Raw genomic sequence first — 17,736 nt, forward strand, 5'->3', positions numbered from 1 at the left:
AACGCTTTTAGTTGATGGGCACCCTTGGAGGCTTTTTGACCGTGCTAAAGGTTATACGCAATAGTGGATTGCAAGCTACTGCCCTGCATTAAAGACCGCGTACGATCATTTCTTTTACCCAAAACAAAACAGGGCCCCAAAAGAAACGAACCAAAGAAAAGGGCACCACCAAATAAAGGCACGCTTTTATCCCCTCACGCACAGGCCCTCCTGAATTGTATTCAGGAAAACGCTTCGATAAAAGCCCCCATCGCACATCACCACGCATTTGGTGGACATCCACGCACTAAATTGCTAAAAACGTACTGATCTCTGCCAGCTACTTTTTTTCTGAACACCCCTGACACCGAACAAGGAATGTTGGATGTCGAAGTACAACAAAGAATCTTCACCTTTAAACATAAAACCTTCAACCAATCTACAGGACAAGATCCAGCACTTTGCTGAGTTTATCTGCCCCCGTGACCTCCAGTCCTTTTGGTATCGTCGTCCCTTTGATATTGTTTGCCGGGATAATGGCGCGTTCGAAGCCAAGCTTTGCGGCTTCGTTCAGGCGCGGTTCGATCTGGCTTACAGTTCGGATTTCACCCCCCAGGCCAACTTCGCCAATCAAGACAGTGCCGGTGTCTGTCGGGATATCGCGAAAAGATGACGCAATGGCCATGATGACGCCGAGGTCAACAGCCGGCTCGTCGAGCCGCACGCCGCCGGCTACGTTGACAAACACATCTTGTCCGGATAAGCGTAGCCCTTCCCGCTTTTCCAGCACAGCAAGGAGCATCTGAATGCGGCGTGCATCCAATCCGGTTGCGTTGCGCTGCGGCGTGCTGTAAGACGTTGAGGTGACCAGCGCTTGAATTTCTACAAGAATAGGGCGGGTGCCTTCAAGAGAGCATACCACGGTAGAGCCGCTTGCGCCGTAGCTGCGCTCAGAAAGAAAAATCTCACTCGGGTTGGTCACTTCAAGCAGGCCGTTTGCCCGCATTTCAAAGACACCAATCTCATTGGTTGATCCAAACCTGTTTTTAACAGCGCGCAGGATGCGAAAGGCGTGGTGGCGGTCGCCCTCAAAATAGAGCACCGTGTCAACCATGTGCTCAAGGATACGCGGGCCGGCAATTGCCCCTTCTTTGGTAACGTGGCCGACCAAAAAGGTCGGCGTTTCAAAAGACTTGGAAAACTGCAGGAGGGCCGCAGCAGATTCCCTAACCTGGCTCACGGAGCCCGGGGCACTCTGGATATCAGGTCGGAAGGTTGTCTGGATGGAGTCTACAATCAGAATATCCGGCTCAATATCCTGCGCTGCATCAATAATACGCTCAACGTTGGTTTCTGAAAACAGGTACATGTTTTCGCTATTCACGCCCAGCCGCTCGGCACGAATTTTTACCTGACGCGGCGACTCCTCTCCGGTGACGTACAGCACCTTGCTTTGGGGCAGGTACTTGGCCATTTCGGTCATCAGGGTACTTTTGCCTATGCCAGGGTCGCCGGCAATCAGTACAAACGAGCCGCTCATGATGCCGCCGCCCATTACCCTGTCAAATTCATTTACACCGGTAACTACGCGGCTTTCGCTGGCGAGGGTAATTTCTTTGAGTGCCTGGGGCCGGCTAACCCGTGTATTCCGGGCTTTGGGGGCTACTTTGGCTTTGACCTTCGTTGGTAGCAGTTCTTCTACATAAGAATTCCATGCTTCGCAACTGGGACACTTCCCTAGCCATTTGAAAGACGTGTTGCCACATACCTGGCAAACAAACTGGGTTTTGCTTTTAGCCATTCCCGAATTAAATTTTGACTGACGCGCAGTGATATATTGCGTTTTGTGTGATGTATTGCCTGCCTGTTCTGATACAAAAAACGTATCAAGTGCAATGCTTTTGGAAAATTAAGAATGGCCTATGACAGCCCGTCGTCACTGCAAAGTCGGAACTATATGTGAGGATGAACATATCGGTTTTTTTGGTTTTATCCTACCATTTTATATAAAACCTGGTCTTTAGCAGGAGGCGTCGGGGCAGCCCGTCTGAAGCACATTATCTATGTCTGCAGTTGAAGCGTACATGCTGTTTCCCATCCGCGCGCTGGGCCGATACAGTTTGCTCATGACGCAAGCCTTTGGTTCGCTGCACGAGGTAAATGTATATCGGAAAAACCTCTTTGACCAGTGTGTCAAGATTGGCATTGAGTCTATTCCCATTGTTGCACTGGCAGCTGCCTTCTCTGGCGCAGTAACCACCGTGCAAACAGCCTATCAGTTAACGTCACCGCTCTATCCTAAATCGATTATTGGTGCCATCGTCGCGCCTTCCATGATTCTTGAGTTGGGCGCTGTGGTAACCGGGTTTATTCTGACGGGCAGGGTCGGGGCGCGTATAGCTGCTGAACTGGGGACCATGCGGGTAACCGAGCAGATCGATGCCCTGGAGGCGATGGGGTTGAATTCAATTGGCTATCTGATTATCCCCCGTGTACTGGCCGGCGTTTTCATGTTTCCTGTCTTGTATATGGCGGCCGTATTTGTTGGTGTTGGCGGCGGTATTTTTGTTGCTGATGCCGGCGGCTGGCTTGCTGCCGGTGAGTTTATCGACGGCGCACGCGAATTTTTTAATCCGTTTGATCCCGTATTTGGTGTGATCAAGTCCCTCGTATTTGGCTTTCTTATTACGTCTATATCCTGTTATAAGGGATATTACACAGGCGGCGGTGCAGAAGGAGTGGGCCGGAGTACAACGCAGGCTGCAGTAACCAGTTGTGTGTACATCCTGCTGGCGGACCTGCTGCTGGCCATTACGCTGTTATGATATGATCCAGACCGAAAATCTACATAAGAGCTTCCACGATAACCACGTGTTAAAGGGGATTGACCTGGAAATCCAGGACGGTGAAACCTTTGCCATCATCGGGCGATCCGGTTCGGGCAAAAGCGTTTTGATGAAACACCTCATTGGCCTCATCAAACCAGATTCTGGCCGGGTGCTCATTGACGGGCTGGATATCAACAACCTCGCGTACAAAGAGCTGCGCAAGGTGCGGCAGCAATTTGGTGTACTGTTTCAGGGGGGCGCATTGTTTGACTCCATGTCAGCGTTCGACAATGTGGCCTTCCCGCTGCGTACGTTTACGCGCCGTTCGGAAAGTGAAATCAAGCGGGAAGTGCTTGAATGCCTAGAAATGGTTGAACTTCCGGAAGTTGGTCCTTTGATGCCATCTGAATTGTCGGGTGGGATGAAAAAACGTGTTGCGCTGGCCCGTGCGATTGCACTCCGGCCGCACTACATTTTCTACGATGAGCCCAATACGGGCCTCGACCCAGAGACATCCAATACCATCGATGACTTGATCACAGGACTCCGGAAACGCCTCAATATCACCAGTATTGTAGTCACGCACGATATGCACTCTGTGCTGACCATTGCTGACCGCGCTGGCTTCATCCACCAGGGACACCTGCATTGGGTGGGTACGGTGGAAGAGCTGCACAACAGCGACGATAAAACGCTGCTGGATTTTGTGAAAGCAAACGAATACCAGATTGGCCGCTCAGATGCGCGCTCAATTTCAAAATCACCATCATACTGATAGATTAGTCTGTGAACTACTCGAATGAATTAAAAGTAGGGATTGCTATTGTGGTCTCCCTGCTCATTTTCTTTCTCGGTACCCGGTTCTTTGAAGATATTCCGTTGTTCAAAGGCACCTATACGTTGAATACAGAATTCAGCGATGCACGTGGCATGATCACGGGCAATGCTGTTCGTATTAGCGGTGTGAAAATTGGCAGTGTGCTCGATGTCAATCTGAACCCCGAAACCAACCGGGTGGGTATTGAGATGCGGATTAACTCAAAATTTCGCGTCCCGGAAGGCTCTACTACAGAGATTACCGGTATTGATGCCCTTGGCGCTGTGCAACTTGTCATTAATCCGGGGCCCATCGAAAATGACGCTGTGCCCGACGGTGGCTTTATAGAAGGAAAGGAGGAGGAAGACATCTTCACCAGCCTTACTGATAAAGCACCGCAGCTCATCGGTCAGGTTGACAGCGTGTTAACGGGTCTGGATCAGACACTGGGTAATGCAGATCTGCTCATGGAGCCGGGCGGAGATTTGCAGGTGATGCTGCACTCCCTGAAAAACAGTGCTGCTTCCGTCGAGCATCTTTTGCGCACGGAGCGTAGCCGGCTCAGTAGCGTGCTGGCCAATGTAGATACCCTTACAACAGAACTTAGCGGCCTTTCTGGCACCGCCAGCGATTCACTCGCCCTGATCACGGGCAACATGAACGCGTTGATGGAAGAACTTTCATACAGCCTTGATTCCATCGATTCAACCCTGCATAGCCTCGATTCCGTTCTTGGTAAAATAGACAGGGGAGATGGAACGCTTGGATTACTTGTTAATGACCCCAACCTGTACTACCGAATCGATTCGACCGTTACCAATATGAATGCCCTGTTAGTAGATTTGAAAGAGAATCCTGTCAGGTACATGCGGGCCCTGCGGTTGGTTGATATATTTTAACTGGTATTTATTTGACCCACACCGTACCTTAATACATAAGGTACACATATATTCTGAATAGTCACCAAAAGGACATAGTAATGTTAAAACGCTTTAGTTTTATCGCTGTACTTGCATTCGCATTTACGATTAATGCTTCTGCACAGTCTACCTTCCACTCCACATTTTTGAGCAGCTACGACGCAGCAACTGGCAAAATTATGCAGCTTGCTGATGCTTTTTCTGATGAGCAGTACGACTGGCGCCCTGCAGAAGGTGTTCGCTCTGTCTCTGAAGCAATGATGCACGTTGCTAGCGCAAACTTCTTTTTTGCTTCCATGCTTGGCGCAGAAATGCCAGAAGGTATTAATCCGCAAGAATTTGAAGCAAAAATCAAAACCAAAGCTGAAGCCAGCAAAATGCTGAAAAAGTCTATCAACCTTGCCCGCAAGGCTGTTGAGAATACTTCGCTCGAAGCGATGGAAGAAGAGATTGACCTCTTTGGCAACCAGACGCAGCGTATGCGTCTGGTGTTGCTGGTTGGTGATCACGCCAATGAGCATCTTGGCCAGTTGATTGCCTATGCACGCTCTGCAGGTGTTGTACCACCATGGAGCAACTAACATGGCGCAACTAAGCCGGGATCCTATCTCTGTTTAGCTAAGTTTGGGGCGTGTGGCTTTGGTCACACGCCCTTTTTATTGTCACCTATCTTATTAGAGATCCATGCCGACTTACGACGAATCCCTGGCTCTTTTTCATGAATGGACGCAGACCGAAAGCCTGCGTAAACATGCCTATGCTGTGGAGGCCGGCATGGCATTCTATGCCAACCACTTTGGCGAAGACCCCGAGCTCTGGCGAATGACTGGCCTTTTACACGACATGGACTATGAAAAGCATCAAACGCCGGAAGAACACCCCTTTGTCGGCGTGAAAGTCTTACGCGGTCTGGGCTATCCGGAAATTATGCTTGAGGCAATTCTTGGGCATGCAACGTACAGCGGAGTTGCCCGTACGACGAAACTGGCTAAAACGCTATTTGCAGTAGATGAACTCGCTGGGTTTATTACTGCAGTGGCCTACGTTCGCCCGGATGGATTAAATGGTATGAAACCAAAATCTGTGAAAAAGAAGCTGAAAGACAAGCGTTTTGCAGCTGCTGTTAGCCGGGAAGATATCCATGAAGGCGTAGCGGACCTTGGCCTTGAACTGGATACCCACATTGCAAATGTGATTGCCGGCATGCAGGCAAGCGCTGAAAGGCTAGGCTTTTAAGCCTTGCGCCTTCATACGGGATTAGCTGAAAGCAAAACGTTATATGGCAGAAAATAAAGCGGATAAAGCGTCCAATGGGGACATGGCGCCGGCAGAAGACGCCGGGCGTCCTGGTGAGGTGGTTGTTGAAACCCTGCCCGCCGTCCGAAATACGACGCGGGAGCGGGCAATAGACCTGAAAAACCTGTTTAGTAAATATATCCGCAGGTATATGCCTGAGCGTGTTGGAGAGGAATCTTCATTCCCGGAGCCGCCGCGCATGGTGGGTTCTTATGCGCAGTTGCTGCCGTTGATGCGTCTTATCCCATGGATTCTTGCAGCCTTTTTTGTGGTCTCTGCATTTTGGGATTTTGATGGCATCACCTTTACGTTGTTTGGGCAAACGTTGCAGCTGGAGGGGTTGGTGCGCATCATTTCTGTTAGTGGGATGATTGGTTTTCTGACCAATTGGCTTGCCATCACGATGCTTTTTAATCCGCGTGAACGCCGGCCGTTGTTGGGGCAGGGCTTGATTCCCGAGCAACGTGAGCGCGTAATTTATCGGATGGCATCAACCATTTCCGAGGAGTTGATCAACGCCGACATCATTAAACAGAAAATTGAGGAAAGCGGCATCATCCCCAAATACCGGGAAATGGCCCTGTCGGTTACCAAGAGCGTGATTGACGACCCTGATTTTCGGGAAGAGCTTAAAGGGATCATCTCAAACTATGTCGATGAAGTAGTCGGCTCTGAAGACGTACGCAGCCGGCTTGTTGAGTTTATTGTCGGTAAAATTGAGGAGTATGCAGGGGAGGGGCTGGGCGGTTTTGCCCTGCGTACCTACCGCATGATCAATGAAGGCGATTTCCAACGCCGCATTGAAGACGCTGTTGAGCAACTGCCTTCTTCTGTGGATACGTTCCTGGACGAAATGGACCACCTGCTCGACGCTGTACCTGAAAAAATAGAGGCGCGTTCGCAGGATATTGAACAAGCTGCTTCTGCGATGATTACCACGTTTGTTGATAACATCGACTTGTACAGCATGATTGAGAGCAACATGCAGCGGTACGATGACCGCAAGCTTGAAGAATTACTCAAGCGGGCAACAAACGAACAACTCAATTACATCAAATACCTTGGCGGTGTGCTTGGATGTATTGGTGGCCTGGTTATCTGGCAGCCAACCCTCTCGCTGATTGCTTTTGGTATCATTGGCAGCATCCTGTACGGGATAGATGAACTGCTTTACCGTCGCCAAAAAAGATTGCAGCCGGCAGAAGAGAACTAAGCCGGCAAAAGACTATTAAGCCGGCAGCCCTAGGCTGCTACATGGGGCGGGGGAAGTTCTACTTTCTTAACGCCCGTGATCGGCTTTGGCATTTTGAAACGCGAGATTTTCAACTCGTGCTCATTTTCAGCAAAATTGAGCAGGACTTCGAGTACGCCTTCCAGCGTAGACTCTTCCATGATGCAGGCACGCAGCATGCTGGCATTTCTGAAGCCTTTGAAGTAGCCGCCATACATACGCCGCATTTCCAGCACGCCTTTCCGTTCTCCTAGCCACTCACATTTTAGCGTAAGATGCTCAGCAACCACCTGTACGCGTTCTTCCCATGATGGCGGTGGTAATATTTCCCCCGTTTCGAGAAACGCCTTCGCTTGTTTGAAAATCCAGGGATTGCCGATGGCGCCTCGACCAATCATAACGGCATCCACGCCCGTGATGTCGAACATGGCTTTGACTTTCTCCGGAGAGGTTGCATCGCCGTTTCCAATCAGCGGCATGGAAATGCCACTCTCTTCGCGAATTTTCTTGAGCCACTGCCAGCGTGCTTCCCCTTTGTACATCTGCTGCCGGGTGCGCGCGTGTACTGCCAGCGCCGCCACGCCAACAGATTCAAGCATCTGTGCGACCTCGACAATCTTGATGGTTTGATCGTTCCAGCCAAGCCGCGTTTTTACAGTAACCGGACGGGTAGCTCCTTCGATCACGGCCTCCGTAATGGCTTTCATTTTGGGCAGGTTGCGTAAAATGCCGGCGCCGCCATCTTTGCACACTACCTTTTTAACCGGGCAACCAAAGTTGATGTCAATCAGATCTGGGCCCACAGCATCAACAATTTTAGTCGCTTCCCGGACCTGTTCGATGTTACCCCCAAAGATCTGGATACCAACGGGCCGCTCTTTCTCGTAGATGTCTAGCTTCTTTAGTGAGTCGCGTGCATCGTAGATCAGGCCGCCTGAAGAAATGAATTCTGTATACAGCATATCAGCCCCGAGCCTCTTGCAAATGAGGCGAAAGGGAGGATCGCTCACATCTTCCATGGGGGCGAGGAAGAGGGGACGCTCTCCAAAATCGATAGAACCTATTTTCATGGGATACGCTGGATAACGGGTTGAGAAACCAGGTGCTCTGTCAGTAAAGCACAACCCAAATATGCATCTGAATAGCTCCTGAAACACCTGCTGTTAGGGGGCTGTTCCTTGAAGGTCAATGCGTTTACCACTAAATTTTGTGTAAAAACACAACCTTTTTCTAAATCCCCGTATACCTGAACCAAAGCAGCTTTTAAATCGCTAACCGTATTTCTTTATCATTCCTCTGGAACCATGCTTACGCAAAAAAGAGCTATCGTACCGTTTCTGATTCTTGCTGGCTTGACCCTTTTTATTTCAGGTTGCGGTGGTCCGAACCTGTTTGATTCGCTCTTCAACTTTGGCAGCTACGGCATTTGTTGGGCCATCGTTGTAATCCTCGATATTATTGCCCTGGTCGAAGTATCAGGCAGCTCACGCAGTACAGGTGACAAGCTTGTCTGGGCAGCGTTGATCATCTTCTTCCCGTTCCTCGGTTGCTTGTTGTATTACCTGGTGGCGCGGAAAAAATAATAGTAGCATAACGTGCAAGGATAAATACCGGATAATTTCCAAATTATCCGGTATTTTTTTACCCCTACGCTAACGAGGTTCAATGCCAATGAAACGGGTCCTGATTACCATTATCCTCATTTTTTTTGTGCTTATGCTGTTCAACTGGTTGATGCCGGCCACTGAATCGAACCGCATGGCCGCGGAGGATCCCATTGTCATCCTTGTGTCTATAGACGGGTATCGCGCTGATTATCTCGATCAATATCCTTCTCCAAACATCAGCGCCTTGGCTGCACGCGGCGTACGTGCGGAAGGGATGATAGCTGCTCACCCCACAAAAACATTCCCGAACCACTATACCATTGTAACCGGGCGTTATCCTTCAAATCATGGGATTGTCGCAAATGTGATGTATGACCCCGTTTTTGATGAGACGTTTACCATGTCCAAACGCCATGAAGTAGAAAACCCGAGATGGTGGGAGGGCGAGCCGCTATGGGTGACAGCTGAGTTACAGGGCGTGAAATCGGGGACTTATTTCTGGCCTGGTTCAGAGGCGCCGATTAAAGATGTTAGGCCTTCTTTTTGGAAACGATATGACGGCTCGGTACCGGGCAATCGTCGGGTAGACGAAATTCTTTCATGGCTTGATCTGGACCCCGCTGAGCGGCCGCGGTTCATTACACTCTATTTCAGCGACGTCGACGCTCAGGGACACCGCCACGGGCCTGCTTCTGGAGAGGTTGAGGAGGCCATCGATCGGGTTGATGGCTATATCGGCCGGCTATTGGATGGCATCACCTCACGGGGCCTTAATTCCGCTGTAAATGTGATTGTTGTCTCTGATCACGGCATGGCGCAGACCAGTCCTGATAAAGTCATTTTTATCGATGAATACATCGACGTTGATGATGTAAAAATTATCGAAACGACGCCGGCCTTGATGATAAATCCAGTAGAAGGGCAAACCGAAAATGTGTATCGCGCCCTGCAGAACGCACATCCTGCACTAGACGCGCATCGTGTTGGGGCTTACCCGGTAGATTGGCACTGGGAAGGACATCGCCGCATTCCGCAATTGGTGGCATTGGCTGACGAAGGCTGGTCGATTGTTACGAACCGGGCAGCCTTTGAAAGCGGAGAAACGATGCTTTCGGAAGGGGTACACGGGTATGACCGGCAACTTCCTTCAATGCACGCACTCTTTGTCGCAGATGGGCCCGCTTTTGCCAACGGTAAACAGGTGCCCCCTTTTGAGAATATCCACGTGTATCCGCTAGTCGCACACATCCTTTCGCTCACACCAACCGAAGTAGATGGTCGACTGGATGCTGTTTGGCACCTGCTGGAATCAACTTCAGAGTAAGCCCAAGGGGCTATTGCGCATCTTTTTAGCGCAATTTTGCATATTCTCGCGTCTTCTGTAGAAATAGTTACGTGGCTGTGCCTCTCTGGCGCAGTTTTTGAGATCCATTTTCGCCTATCTAATATTCGCTTTATCCCCCTTTCCCCACTCGGGGCACCAACCAAGCTTATCAAATAAAGCAGGTCTGCCTGCGGTATGCTGCTAGTTAATATGAAAATGAGTATCAACAGTATTTTATTCGAGCCCCCAGCACGTTCTTCTTTTATTCGCCGATTGGGCCGAAATTTTTTGATGATGGCTCTTTTGTCGTTGTTCATCGGGACTCAAAATGCACATGCCCAATCCGGTGCTCCTGTATGGGACGATCAGTTTGCGGCTTATGGCGTCGACGGTATTGTGCTTTCAGCAGTCGTAGATAATGGCGGCGTATTGTACATCGGGGGTGAATTCTCTCGCGCCGGCGGTATTGCTGCAGATGGTATTGCCCGATGGGATGGCTCAGCCTGGGCCACCCTGGGTGGTGGACTCGGGGCCGGCTTCTCCGGCGTTGTTCACGCCATGGTTATGGCTTCTGACGGGAGCCTGTTTATTGGTGGCGAATTTGCCGAAGTTTTTCAGGGCAACGGTAATCTGACCGAGGCATTTAATGTTGCCCGCTGGACAGGCTCTAGCTGGGAGCCACTGGGTACCGGGGTTGACGGACCTGTGTACTCGCTTGCTGAGGCGCCGGACGGTGTCATCTATATCGGTGGCGAATTTGGTATGGATGGTTCGGGTGAGTTTGAGCTTAGTAAAATTGCTGCCTGGGATGGTGCAAATCTCTCTTCCGTAGGAAACGGATTAGGAACGTTTAGTGGTGTCCAGGTTCGGGCGCTCGCGTTTGACAGCCAAGGGGACCTGTTTGCAGGCGGTGCTGAATTGGCTGGTGGAATTTTTAAGTGGGATGGTAGTGCCTGGGCAACCATCGGCGCGCGCCATCAGGGTGTTGTGAATACCCTCGCGTTTGATAGCAACGATGCCCTGTATGCCGGCGGTGACTTTCAGGCAGTCATTCAATCAGATGACGCAGAATTGCAAGCCAATCGTATAGCGCGCTGGAACGGTGCCTCCTGGGAAACGCTTGGTACCGGATTCGATGGCGAAATTACGGCGATGGGATTTGATATGGGTGGCATGCTCCACGTAACCGGATTGTTTGGTGCACGCGGAGATGGCGCACTGTTGCGCAACTTGGCCCGATGGAATGGCGACTGGGAGGCCGTTGGTAACAGTGATGACGAAAATTTATTCGAAAGCCTGAATGCGCTGGCTTTTACCCCTGCAGGTGGCCTGTACGCCTTGGGTGACGTTCAGCACTTGGGAGGAACGCTTGTGAATGGCGTTGGCTACTGGGATGGACAGCGCTGGCAGGGTACGGGTGGTATGGGACTGGATGATGCTGTCAAAGCGCTGGCTTTTGATAGCAGTGGCATCCTCTATGCCGGCGGCAGCTTTGCATATAGCGGACCTCGCCACGCCGGCCACGTTGCCGCATGGATTGATAACGCCTGGGCACCGCTTGGAGAAGGGGTACAGGGGATTGAGATTCGTGCCCTCACCAGTGGCACCAACCGGAAAATGTATGTCGGTGGCGATTTTGCCATGGTCCTACAAAATGGTGGTACGGGGCTCGTGGCCTACAATTTTGCAATTTGGGATGCCGTAACACAAAGCTGGTCTACGCCAGGAACGGGTGTGAATGGTGACGTGCACGCTATTGCGGAAGACGCAAATGGCAATGTATATATCGGAGGTGCCTTTACCCAGGATGGTAGTGAGCAAGAGGCGCGCAATTTTATAGCGATGTGGGATGGGACTGCATGGTCAACGCCTGGGGGTGGGATGGATGGCCCAGTTTATGCCCTGGCTGTGAACAATGCCGGCGAAGTAATCGCTGGCGGTGCCTTTACACAGGCAGGTACAGTGGGTAACACGGCATACCTCGCTAAATGGGATGGTGCAGCATGGGCTCCGCTCTCCGATAACACTGTGCTGGATGCTACCGTTCATGCGCTGCATGTCGATGCTGCCGGTGGTGTATATGTAGGCGGTGAGTTTACGCAGGTAGGCACCGCAACCGAAGCCAATTATATCGCGCGCTGGGCTGATGATGCGTGGGCGCCGCTGGGTTCACCAAATAGCAACGGCTTAAGCGGTTGCTGTGTCTATGCGATTTCCGGAGCGACGGGTGAGGCAATTACGGTTGGTGGAGACTTTGAAGGTGTGCGTAACCCGGTAGGGCCAGATCAACAAGCAAACCGCGTTGCCATATGGCAGCCTGCGGGCGGCTGGTCACCGCTGGATTCCGGCGTTGACGACCGGGTACTCGCGCTTGCTTCAAATGGTGAAGATGTATTGGTAGGCGGGGACTTCAGGGTAGCAGGCGGACTGGCATCTTCCTTTGTTGGGCGCTGGAGCAGCAATGAAATGCTTGTCTCAACCGAAGAGGTTGCCGGATTACCCGAAGCCCCAACTGTATTAGATATTTATCCTAACCCTGCGGCAAGCCGGGCGCGGCTTAATGTAGCCGTGAACAGGGCACAGGAAGTACGTGTTACGCTGTTTGATATGCTGGGTCGGCGTGTTGAAGAGGCTTTTTCAGGTTATTTGGCTGCTGATGAGAAACACGTAATCGAACTGAATGCATCTCGCCTGTCCGCCGGGATGTATATGGTTCGCATCCAGGGCGATTCATTCACGGAATCTCGTTCCCTGGTTTTGGTCAAATAGGCTAGACACAGCGCCCTGACATAACCCGGTTACGCAATCGATAGGCAGTATCGGAGTGAAAATTACGCCTGATCGGTCACAATTGTGACTGATCAGGCCGTTGTTTGTAAAGTCTGGTACGAAACTTGGCCTATACAAGCTTGTATTACTTAAAGTTTTACTTTAAGTTAGTGTATGCATCTGTATTGCCGGCAATTCCTGACCGGAAAAAAGCAGGTCGAAAATAGGGGGCTGGCTCTGGCCTTGCCTGTTTTTGATTGAAAATGCGCAGAATTAAGCAGTGAAATTGCAATACTTTACGGATGAAATCCGTTTTGCAATGAATTTAATTGTGATTCTGAGTGGAATTGACGCGCCCGTTTCTTTGGATAAGGTGCGTACACAAAACTGTTTAACCGTGTAATAAAGAGGACATTTGTAGTTACCAGATGAAAACGGTTGTTACAAATAGTAAAATATATAGATTGACACAGCGCCTGACATTTGTTTTGATGATCGCTTTGCTGGGATTTACGCCATTCCAGCAACCTGAATCGCAAACTGAAATCAGAAGAGTTTCGTTTGCCTCCCGTTCAGATGGGCAGGGGATTGTGATCCGTTTGCATGCAAAAGCGCCTTTAAACGCGTATAGCGAACCGCGTTTTGATGACAACAACCAGATCGAAGTCATCCTCTTTAACGCAAAACTGGCGCCTACCTACAAGTCTGATTCGCCATTTGAGCCAGTTGTCGATTTTGACGTGAACGAGCGAAATGGACACCTCGTGTTCAAATTCTCGCTGGAAGACACAATTTCTGTACAGACAGCAGCGTATCCTGATCAGGGTACAAACGATTTGCTAGTGGGTGTTACGAAGGTTGCTGATCAGCACCAGATACCTGTTGCAGCTGTTTCAGACTCAGCAGATCGTGGGAAAAAATTACCAGACATGTCGGTCAAGAAAGTGACCACCAAGCCAGTAGCAACGACTAAAGATGCTGATCTTTCTACTGCTGGTGTAGACCGTAAAACGCTGCCAACCAATACATTGAAAAATGAGGCAATTGCGAAGGCTGTTGCCAAAGAATCTGACGTCAGGGATGTAAAAGCTGTTGAATCGATGCCCATCAGTTCCGTCGCGCTCACTACGGAAGAGAAGGCAGAGAAGTGGACCCTTGATACTGTTGTAATAGACGCCGGCCACGGAGGGCATGACTCTGGCGCTGTTGCAAACGGTATCATGGAAAAAGACGTCAACCTTGCTGTTGCCTTGAAGCTGGGGGCCTACCTCAAACGCTTCCTCAAAGTCAACGTTGTATACACCCGTACCAATGACAGCTTTGTTGAGCTCCAGGAGCGCGGTCACATTGCAAATGAAGCCGGCGCTAAGCTGTTTATTTCCATCCACGCCAACTCAGCACCTTACTCTAACAAGGTCAGTGGCACCGAAACCTACATTCTTGGCCTGCACCGTACCGAGAAGGCCAAAGACGTGATGGAGCGTGAAAACGCGGTTGTAAGCATGGAAGCCAATCCGGACCAGTACAATGCGTTTTACCAAAACAGCATTTTACGGACGCTGGCGCTAAGTGCCAACCTGCGCATGAGTGAAAAACTGGCAGGTGAAATTGAAAGCCAGTTTGCAAATCGTGCCAATCGCCAGAGCCGCGGTGTGAAGCAGGCAGGCCTGATTGTACTATGGGCTGCATCCATGCCGGCTGTGCTGGTGGAACTCGGATATCTCACAAACCGCTTCGAAGCGGCATATCTCAATAGCAACCAGGGGCAAGATTACCTCGCAAGTGCTATATTCAGGGCTGTTCGCGATTTCAAACAGGAGTACGAAAAAGGGCTCAACCTGCCGGCTGCCAATTAAGCAGCGGTGTAACTGGCGGTAAGGCCTTGTACAACCCGGAAGTCGATTCATAAACCGGGCCCTGGCCCTTAACACGAAAGCCCCCTGATGGCCAACGACCAATTGCTTGGTGCCATTCGCACTGTACCTGATTTTCCCAAACCCGGGATTCAATTCAAGGATATTACGCCCATTCTCAAAGACGTTGAATTGCTGCGTCAGGCCGTTAAGTCGCTTGCCGCACCCTTTGAGCAGGCAAATATTGATAAAGTTGTAGGGATGGAGTCACGTGGATTTATTCTGGGCGCCATGCTTGCCGACCACCTTGGCGCAGGATTTGTACCCGTAAGGAAAAAAGGGAAACTGCCTTACCAGACCATCGCTGAAACCTACGCGCTCGAGTATGGCACAGATGAACTGGAGATGCATATTGATGCGCTTACGCCAGGCGAACGGGTACTGATTCACGACGATGTGATCGCTACCGGTGGCACAGCCGCCGCAACCGCTAACCTTGTAAAACGGTCTCAGGGGCACATTTTAGGGTATAGTTTCCTGATTGAACTGGCTTTCCTTAATGGCAAAGCAAAACTATCTGAAACTGTTCACGCTGTCCTTACCTACTGATGCAAGCAACATACAAACCAACCCACAACCCTCGCGTCCGGGCGTCCTTCAAACGCTACACCGTTGTATATCTTGTTCTACTGTTGCTATCTAGTGCATGTGACAGCCTTGAAGCTGTGCCCGGCGGTGAAGGCATTATCCTGAATACCTCACGTGTCCTTTGCTTTGAATTCAACGGCCTCACAAACGGCGAAAGCAAGTCCGTTGAATCTACCGATATGCTTGATCTGGATAACTTTCTCGCTAACGAGGGATTTGCTACAGATGAAGTGTTGCGTGCCGAAGTAACGGATGTGTCGATTCGCCTGCGTTTTCCGGGGTCTGAAAACCTGTCTGTATTTGATGAGGTAGATCTCCGCCTGTCTGGAACGGGTAGCAACACCCGTGTTGCAGGTGCTAATGATCTGGGCACAGGCCGAACGCTGGTCCTTTCTTCCACTGGCAGCAATGTCGGCAACATCGTACGAACTGGAAGTTTTCAGGGGATATTAGATGTGGTTGGTGCAACCTCCTCTTCGGAAGACTTTCTTGCTGAGGTAGAGCTCAACTTTACGGTAGAAGTAGAAGGAATTTAGCGCACCGCAATACAGGAGATCTCAACGCGGGCACCACGAGGGAGTGCCTGCACGGCCACCGTTTCACGCGCCGGCGGGTCTTCTCTGAAGTAGCGGGCATACACTTCATTTACCACCGCATAATCGTTCATGTCGGTCAGATATACGGTGCAGCGCACCACGTTATCGAAGGACATCTGAACGGAACGCAATACTGCCCCCAGATTCTCCAGTACCAACTCAGTTTCTGCCTCAATCGAGGAAGTTACCAGCGTGCCCGTTTCTGGCTCAATGGCGATTTGGCCAGAGCAATAGAGGGTATCATTTGCCAGGATTGCCTGACTGTAAGGGCCAATTGCAGCAGGGGCCTGATCAGTTCTAACGGTAGAACGCATAAATAAAAGACGTTAAATTGGTACTGCACACACGTCATGAAGGAATATGGGACGCCAGACGTGACTTGTCATGTATGATACCTTAACTTCGGTGGGAAGAGGCATATTATAAACGAAGATTACTCAAAGAATTTATGGATTTAGGTCTAAAGAACCGGATTGCCCTTGTTGCCGGCGCAAGCGATGGTCTTGGCTATGCAACCGCTGCTGCGCTACTGGGGGAAGGATGTCGGGTGGTAATTTGCTCGCGAAGTAAAGAAAGAATTGATGCTGCTGCCGCACGTATGGCCGCGGCGTGTGGGGTACCGTCCGATCAGATATTGCCTATAGTTTGCGACGTGACAGATGAAGACAGCATTATGCGAATGCTGTTCGAAACTACGGAGCAGTGGGGAGGACTGGATATCCTGGTGACAAATGCCGGCGGACCACCGGCCGGATACATCGATAATTTCTCTGCAGACCAATGGCGAAGCGCACTTGAACTGAATCTGATCAGTACCATCAACCTGTGCCGGCACGCGCTGCCGCTGTTGAAAAAAGCAGCAGCCAGCCCCGACCCGGTTGCACGTATCCTCATGGTGACCTCTGTTTCTGCTCGTCAGCCCATTCCCAATCTCTACCTCTCTAATACGTCCCGCGCCGGCGTGCAAGGGTTTGCAAAGAGCCTTTCCCTGGAACTGGGGCCGCTTGGCATCACAGTGAATACCATCATGCCAGGCTATACAAAAACGGCGCGTCTAAACGACCTGTCGAAAGCCATCCAGTCGCAAACAGGTCAGTCGGAAGCGGAAATTGAAGCGGGATGGGCCGAAGACAACGCGTTAAAACGATTGGGTGAACCTGAAGAATTTGCAGCAGCAGCAGCATTTTTAGTGAGTAAACCCGCGGCATACATTACCGGCATCGGTATGGTGGTAGATGGCGGACGGGTCAAAAACTTGCTTTAACGATGTATTCCCAATCCCTCAGGTGCTTTATGCAAAGGTTTTTATTAAAAATACGTAAGCGGTATAGATACCTGTTTTCAGGGCTCGCTGTTTGCTTGCTGGTGTCGCCGATTTGCGCTTTTGCCCAACAACTGGCCTCGCCATGTACGGCTGACGAAGCTTATACGGCATTTGATTTCTGGATAGGGGAATGGATAGTTGAAACCGCAGATGGCAATAAAGCCGGAGAAAACAGCATTACCCGCGAGGTAAGTGGCTGTATGTTGCAGGAGCGGTGGACTTCTGCTCGCGGTTCTTCAGGGCAAAGCATCAATTATTATGATCCATCTGATGGGCTATGGCACCAGGTATGGACCGACGTTGCTGGTAATATTGGATATTTTGAAGGCGGACTTGAAAACGGTAGTATGGTGCTTAAAGGCAGATGGGTCAATCCGGATGGTAGCAGTTATCTGCTGAATGGCACATGGAGCCAGCTTGAAGATGGCCGCGTGCGGCAGCATTTTGAGCAATCCACAGACGACGGAAAAACGTGGTCCACGTGGTTTGACGGGTACTACAGAAAAAAATAAAAACCCACGCCATCCTGTTAAGTCCCCACTTG

Annotated in this window: 17 protein-coding genes; 14 read left to right on the forward strand and 3 right to left on the reverse strand. The window is 50.6% G+C overall.

Annotation, left to right across the window (positions count from 1 at the left end; genetic code table 11):
• Positions 1-418: 418 nt before the first annotated feature.
• A complete protein-coding gene (gene radA, locus AAF564_06355) occupies positions 419-1,780 on the reverse strand; it encodes a DNA repair protein RadA (GenBank protein ID MEM8485151.1) in 1,362 nt (453 codons plus the stop codon).
• A 262-nt stretch (positions 1,781-2,042) separates the two neighbouring features.
• On the opposite strand from radA, the gene AAF564_06360 reads away from it, so the two are divergent.
• The 6 genes from AAF564_06360 to AAF564_06385 all read left to right on the forward strand — a co-directional run bounded on the left by AAF564_06360 (position 2,043) and on the right by AAF564_06385 (position 7,053).
• The gene (locus AAF564_06360) at positions 2,043-2,804 is read left to right on the forward strand and encodes an ABC transporter permease (GenBank protein ID MEM8485152.1); all 762 of its coding nucleotides are present in this window, start codon (positions 2,043-2,045) and stop codon (positions 2,802-2,804) included.
• 1 nt (position 2,805) lies between these two features.
• Complete coding sequence (locus AAF564_06365; GenBank protein MEM8485153.1) at positions 2,806-3,582, forward strand: ABC transporter ATP-binding protein; 777 nt, start codon at positions 2,806-2,808, stop codon at positions 3,580-3,582.
• A gap of 11 nt (positions 3,583-3,593) precedes the next feature.
• Entirely contained in the window at positions 3,594-4,523 is a 930-nt protein-coding gene (locus AAF564_06370; GenBank protein MEM8485154.1) for an MlaD family protein, read from the forward strand.
• Positions 4,524-4,603: 80 nt separating this feature from the next.
• Positions 4,604-5,125, forward strand: coding sequence for a DinB family protein (locus AAF564_06375; protein MEM8485155.1), 522 nt, complete (start codon positions 4,604-4,606; stop codon positions 5,123-5,125).
• Between the two features lie 103 nt (positions 5,126-5,228).
• Positions 5,229-5,780 (forward strand): HD domain-containing protein, encoded by a 552-nt coding sequence (locus AAF564_06380; protein MEM8485156.1) that lies wholly within the window; start codon positions 5,229-5,231, stop codon positions 5,778-5,780.
• A 43-nt stretch (positions 5,781-5,823) separates the two neighbouring features.
• Positions 5,824-7,053 carry a DUF445 family protein gene (locus AAF564_06385; GenBank protein MEM8485157.1) on the forward strand — a complete coding sequence of 410 codons (1,230 nt, stop codon included), beginning with the start codon at positions 5,824-5,826 and terminating at the stop codon, positions 7,051-7,053.
• Positions 7,054-7,082: 29 nt separating this feature from the next.
• Here AAF564_06385 and dusB read toward each other — a convergent pair whose 3' ends face one another.
• A complete protein-coding gene (dusB, locus tag AAF564_06390) occupies positions 7,083-8,141 on the reverse strand; it encodes a tRNA dihydrouridine synthase DusB (GenBank protein MEM8485158.1) in 1,059 nt (352 codons plus the stop codon).
• Positions 8,142-8,375: 234 nt separating this feature from the next.
• Between dusB and AAF564_06395 the strand changes: the two genes are divergently transcribed.
• The 6 genes from AAF564_06395 (at position 8,376) to AAF564_06420 (ending at position 15,808) form a co-directional block, all read left to right on the forward strand.
• A complete protein-coding gene (locus tag AAF564_06395; protein MEM8485159.1) occupies positions 8,376-8,654 on the forward strand; it encodes a PLD nuclease N-terminal domain-containing protein in 279 nt (92 codons plus the stop codon).
• Positions 8,655-8,742: 88 nt separating this feature from the next.
• The gene (locus tag AAF564_06400) at positions 8,743-10,002 is read left to right on the forward strand and encodes an ectonucleotide pyrophosphatase/phosphodiesterase (GenBank protein MEM8485160.1); all 1,260 of its coding nucleotides are present in this window, start codon (positions 8,743-8,745) and stop codon (positions 10,000-10,002) included.
• 291 nt (positions 10,003-10,293) lie between these two features.
• Positions 10,294-12,771 (forward strand): T9SS type A sorting domain-containing protein, encoded by a 2,478-nt coding sequence (locus AAF564_06405; GenBank protein MEM8485161.1) that lies wholly within the window; start codon positions 10,294-10,296, stop codon positions 12,769-12,771.
• Between the two features lie 491 nt (positions 12,772-13,262).
• A complete protein-coding gene (locus AAF564_06410; protein ID MEM8485162.1) occupies positions 13,263-14,627 on the forward strand; it encodes an N-acetylmuramoyl-L-alanine amidase in 1,365 nt (454 codons plus the stop codon).
• A gap of 87 nt (positions 14,628-14,714) precedes the next feature.
• Complete coding sequence (locus AAF564_06415; protein ID MEM8485163.1) at positions 14,715-15,233, forward strand: adenine phosphoribosyltransferase; 519 nt, start codon at positions 14,715-14,717, stop codon at positions 15,231-15,233.
• Positions 15,233-15,808 (forward strand): hypothetical protein, encoded by a 576-nt coding sequence (locus AAF564_06420; GenBank protein ID MEM8485164.1) that lies wholly within the window; start codon positions 15,233-15,235, stop codon positions 15,806-15,808. Before AAF564_06415 ends, AAF564_06420 begins: the two co-directional genes overlap by 1 nt.
• Here the strand turns inward: AAF564_06420 and AAF564_06425 are convergent.
• Positions 15,805-16,182: a RidA family protein gene (locus AAF564_06425; protein ID MEM8485165.1), complete on the reverse strand. Its 378-nt coding sequence runs from the start codon at positions 16,180-16,182 to the stop codon at positions 15,805-15,807. The two genes, AAF564_06420 and AAF564_06425, sit on opposite strands and share 4 nt — an antisense overlap.
• 134 nt (positions 16,183-16,316) lie before the next feature.
• On the opposite strand from AAF564_06425, the gene AAF564_06430 reads away from it, so the two are divergent.
• The gene (locus tag AAF564_06430) at positions 16,317-17,132 is read left to right on the forward strand and encodes an SDR family oxidoreductase (GenBank protein MEM8485166.1); all 816 of its coding nucleotides are present in this window, start codon (positions 16,317-16,319) and stop codon (positions 17,130-17,132) included.
• 29 nt (positions 17,133-17,161) lie between these two features.
• On the forward strand, positions 17,162-17,704 hold the full coding sequence (locus AAF564_06435) for a hypothetical protein (GenBank protein MEM8485167.1): 543 nt from the start codon (positions 17,162-17,164) through the stop codon (positions 17,702-17,704).
• Positions 17,705-17,736 lie beyond the last annotated feature (32 nt).

The sequence above is a fragment of the Bacteroidota bacterium genome (assembly GCA_039111535.1).
Lineage (GTDB): Bacteria > Bacteroidota > Rhodothermia > Rhodothermales > JAHQVL01 > JBCCIM01.

Bases quoted from the DNA above. Each gene is read 5' to 3' on its own strand.
- radA (MEM8485151.1), bottom strand. From the start codon at position 1,780: ATGGCTAAAAGCAAAACCCAGTTTGTTTGCCAGGTATGTGGCAACACG.
- AAF564_06360 (MEM8485152.1), top strand. From the start codon at position 2,043: ATGTCTGCAGTTGAAGCGTACATGCTGTTTCCCATCCGCGCGCTGGGC.
- AAF564_06365 (MEM8485153.1), top strand. From the start codon at position 2,806: ATGATCCAGACCGAAAATCTACATAAGAGCTTCCACGATAACCACGTG.
- AAF564_06375 (MEM8485155.1), top strand. From the start codon at position 4,604: ATGTTAAAACGCTTTAGTTTTATCGCTGTACTTGCATTCGCATTTACG.
- AAF564_06380 (MEM8485156.1), top strand. From the start codon at position 5,229: ATGCCGACTTACGACGAATCCCTGGCTCTTTTTCATGAATGGACGCAG.
- AAF564_06385 (MEM8485157.1), top strand. From the start codon at position 5,824: ATGGCAGAAAATAAAGCGGATAAAGCGTCCAATGGGGACATGGCGCCG.
- dusB (MEM8485158.1), bottom strand. From the start codon at position 8,141: ATGAAAATAGGTTCTATCGATTTTGGAGAGCGTCCCCTCTTCCTCGCC.
- AAF564_06395 (MEM8485159.1), top strand. From the start codon at position 8,376: ATGCTTACGCAAAAAAGAGCTATCGTACCGTTTCTGATTCTTGCTGGC.
- AAF564_06400 (MEM8485160.1), top strand. From the start codon at position 8,743: ATGAAACGGGTCCTGATTACCATTATCCTCATTTTTTTTGTGCTTATG.
- AAF564_06405 (MEM8485161.1), top strand. From the start codon at position 10,294: ATGATGGCTCTTTTGTCGTTGTTCATCGGGACTCAAAATGCACATGCC.
- AAF564_06410 (MEM8485162.1), top strand. From the start codon at position 13,263: ATGATCGCTTTGCTGGGATTTACGCCATTCCAGCAACCTGAATCGCAA.
- AAF564_06415 (MEM8485163.1), top strand. From the start codon at position 14,715: ATGGCCAACGACCAATTGCTTGGTGCCATTCGCACTGTACCTGATTTT.
- AAF564_06420 (MEM8485164.1), top strand. From the start codon at position 15,233: ATGCAAGCAACATACAAACCAACCCACAACCCTCGCGTCCGGGCGTCC.
- AAF564_06425 (MEM8485165.1), bottom strand. From the start codon at position 16,182: ATGCGTTCTACCGTTAGAACTGATCAGGCCCCTGCTGCAATTGGCCCT.
- AAF564_06430 (MEM8485166.1), top strand. From the start codon at position 16,317: ATGGATTTAGGTCTAAAGAACCGGATTGCCCTTGTTGCCGGCGCAAGC.
- AAF564_06435 (MEM8485167.1), top strand. From the start codon at position 17,162: ATGCAAAGGTTTTTATTAAAAATACGTAAGCGGTATAGATACCTGTTT.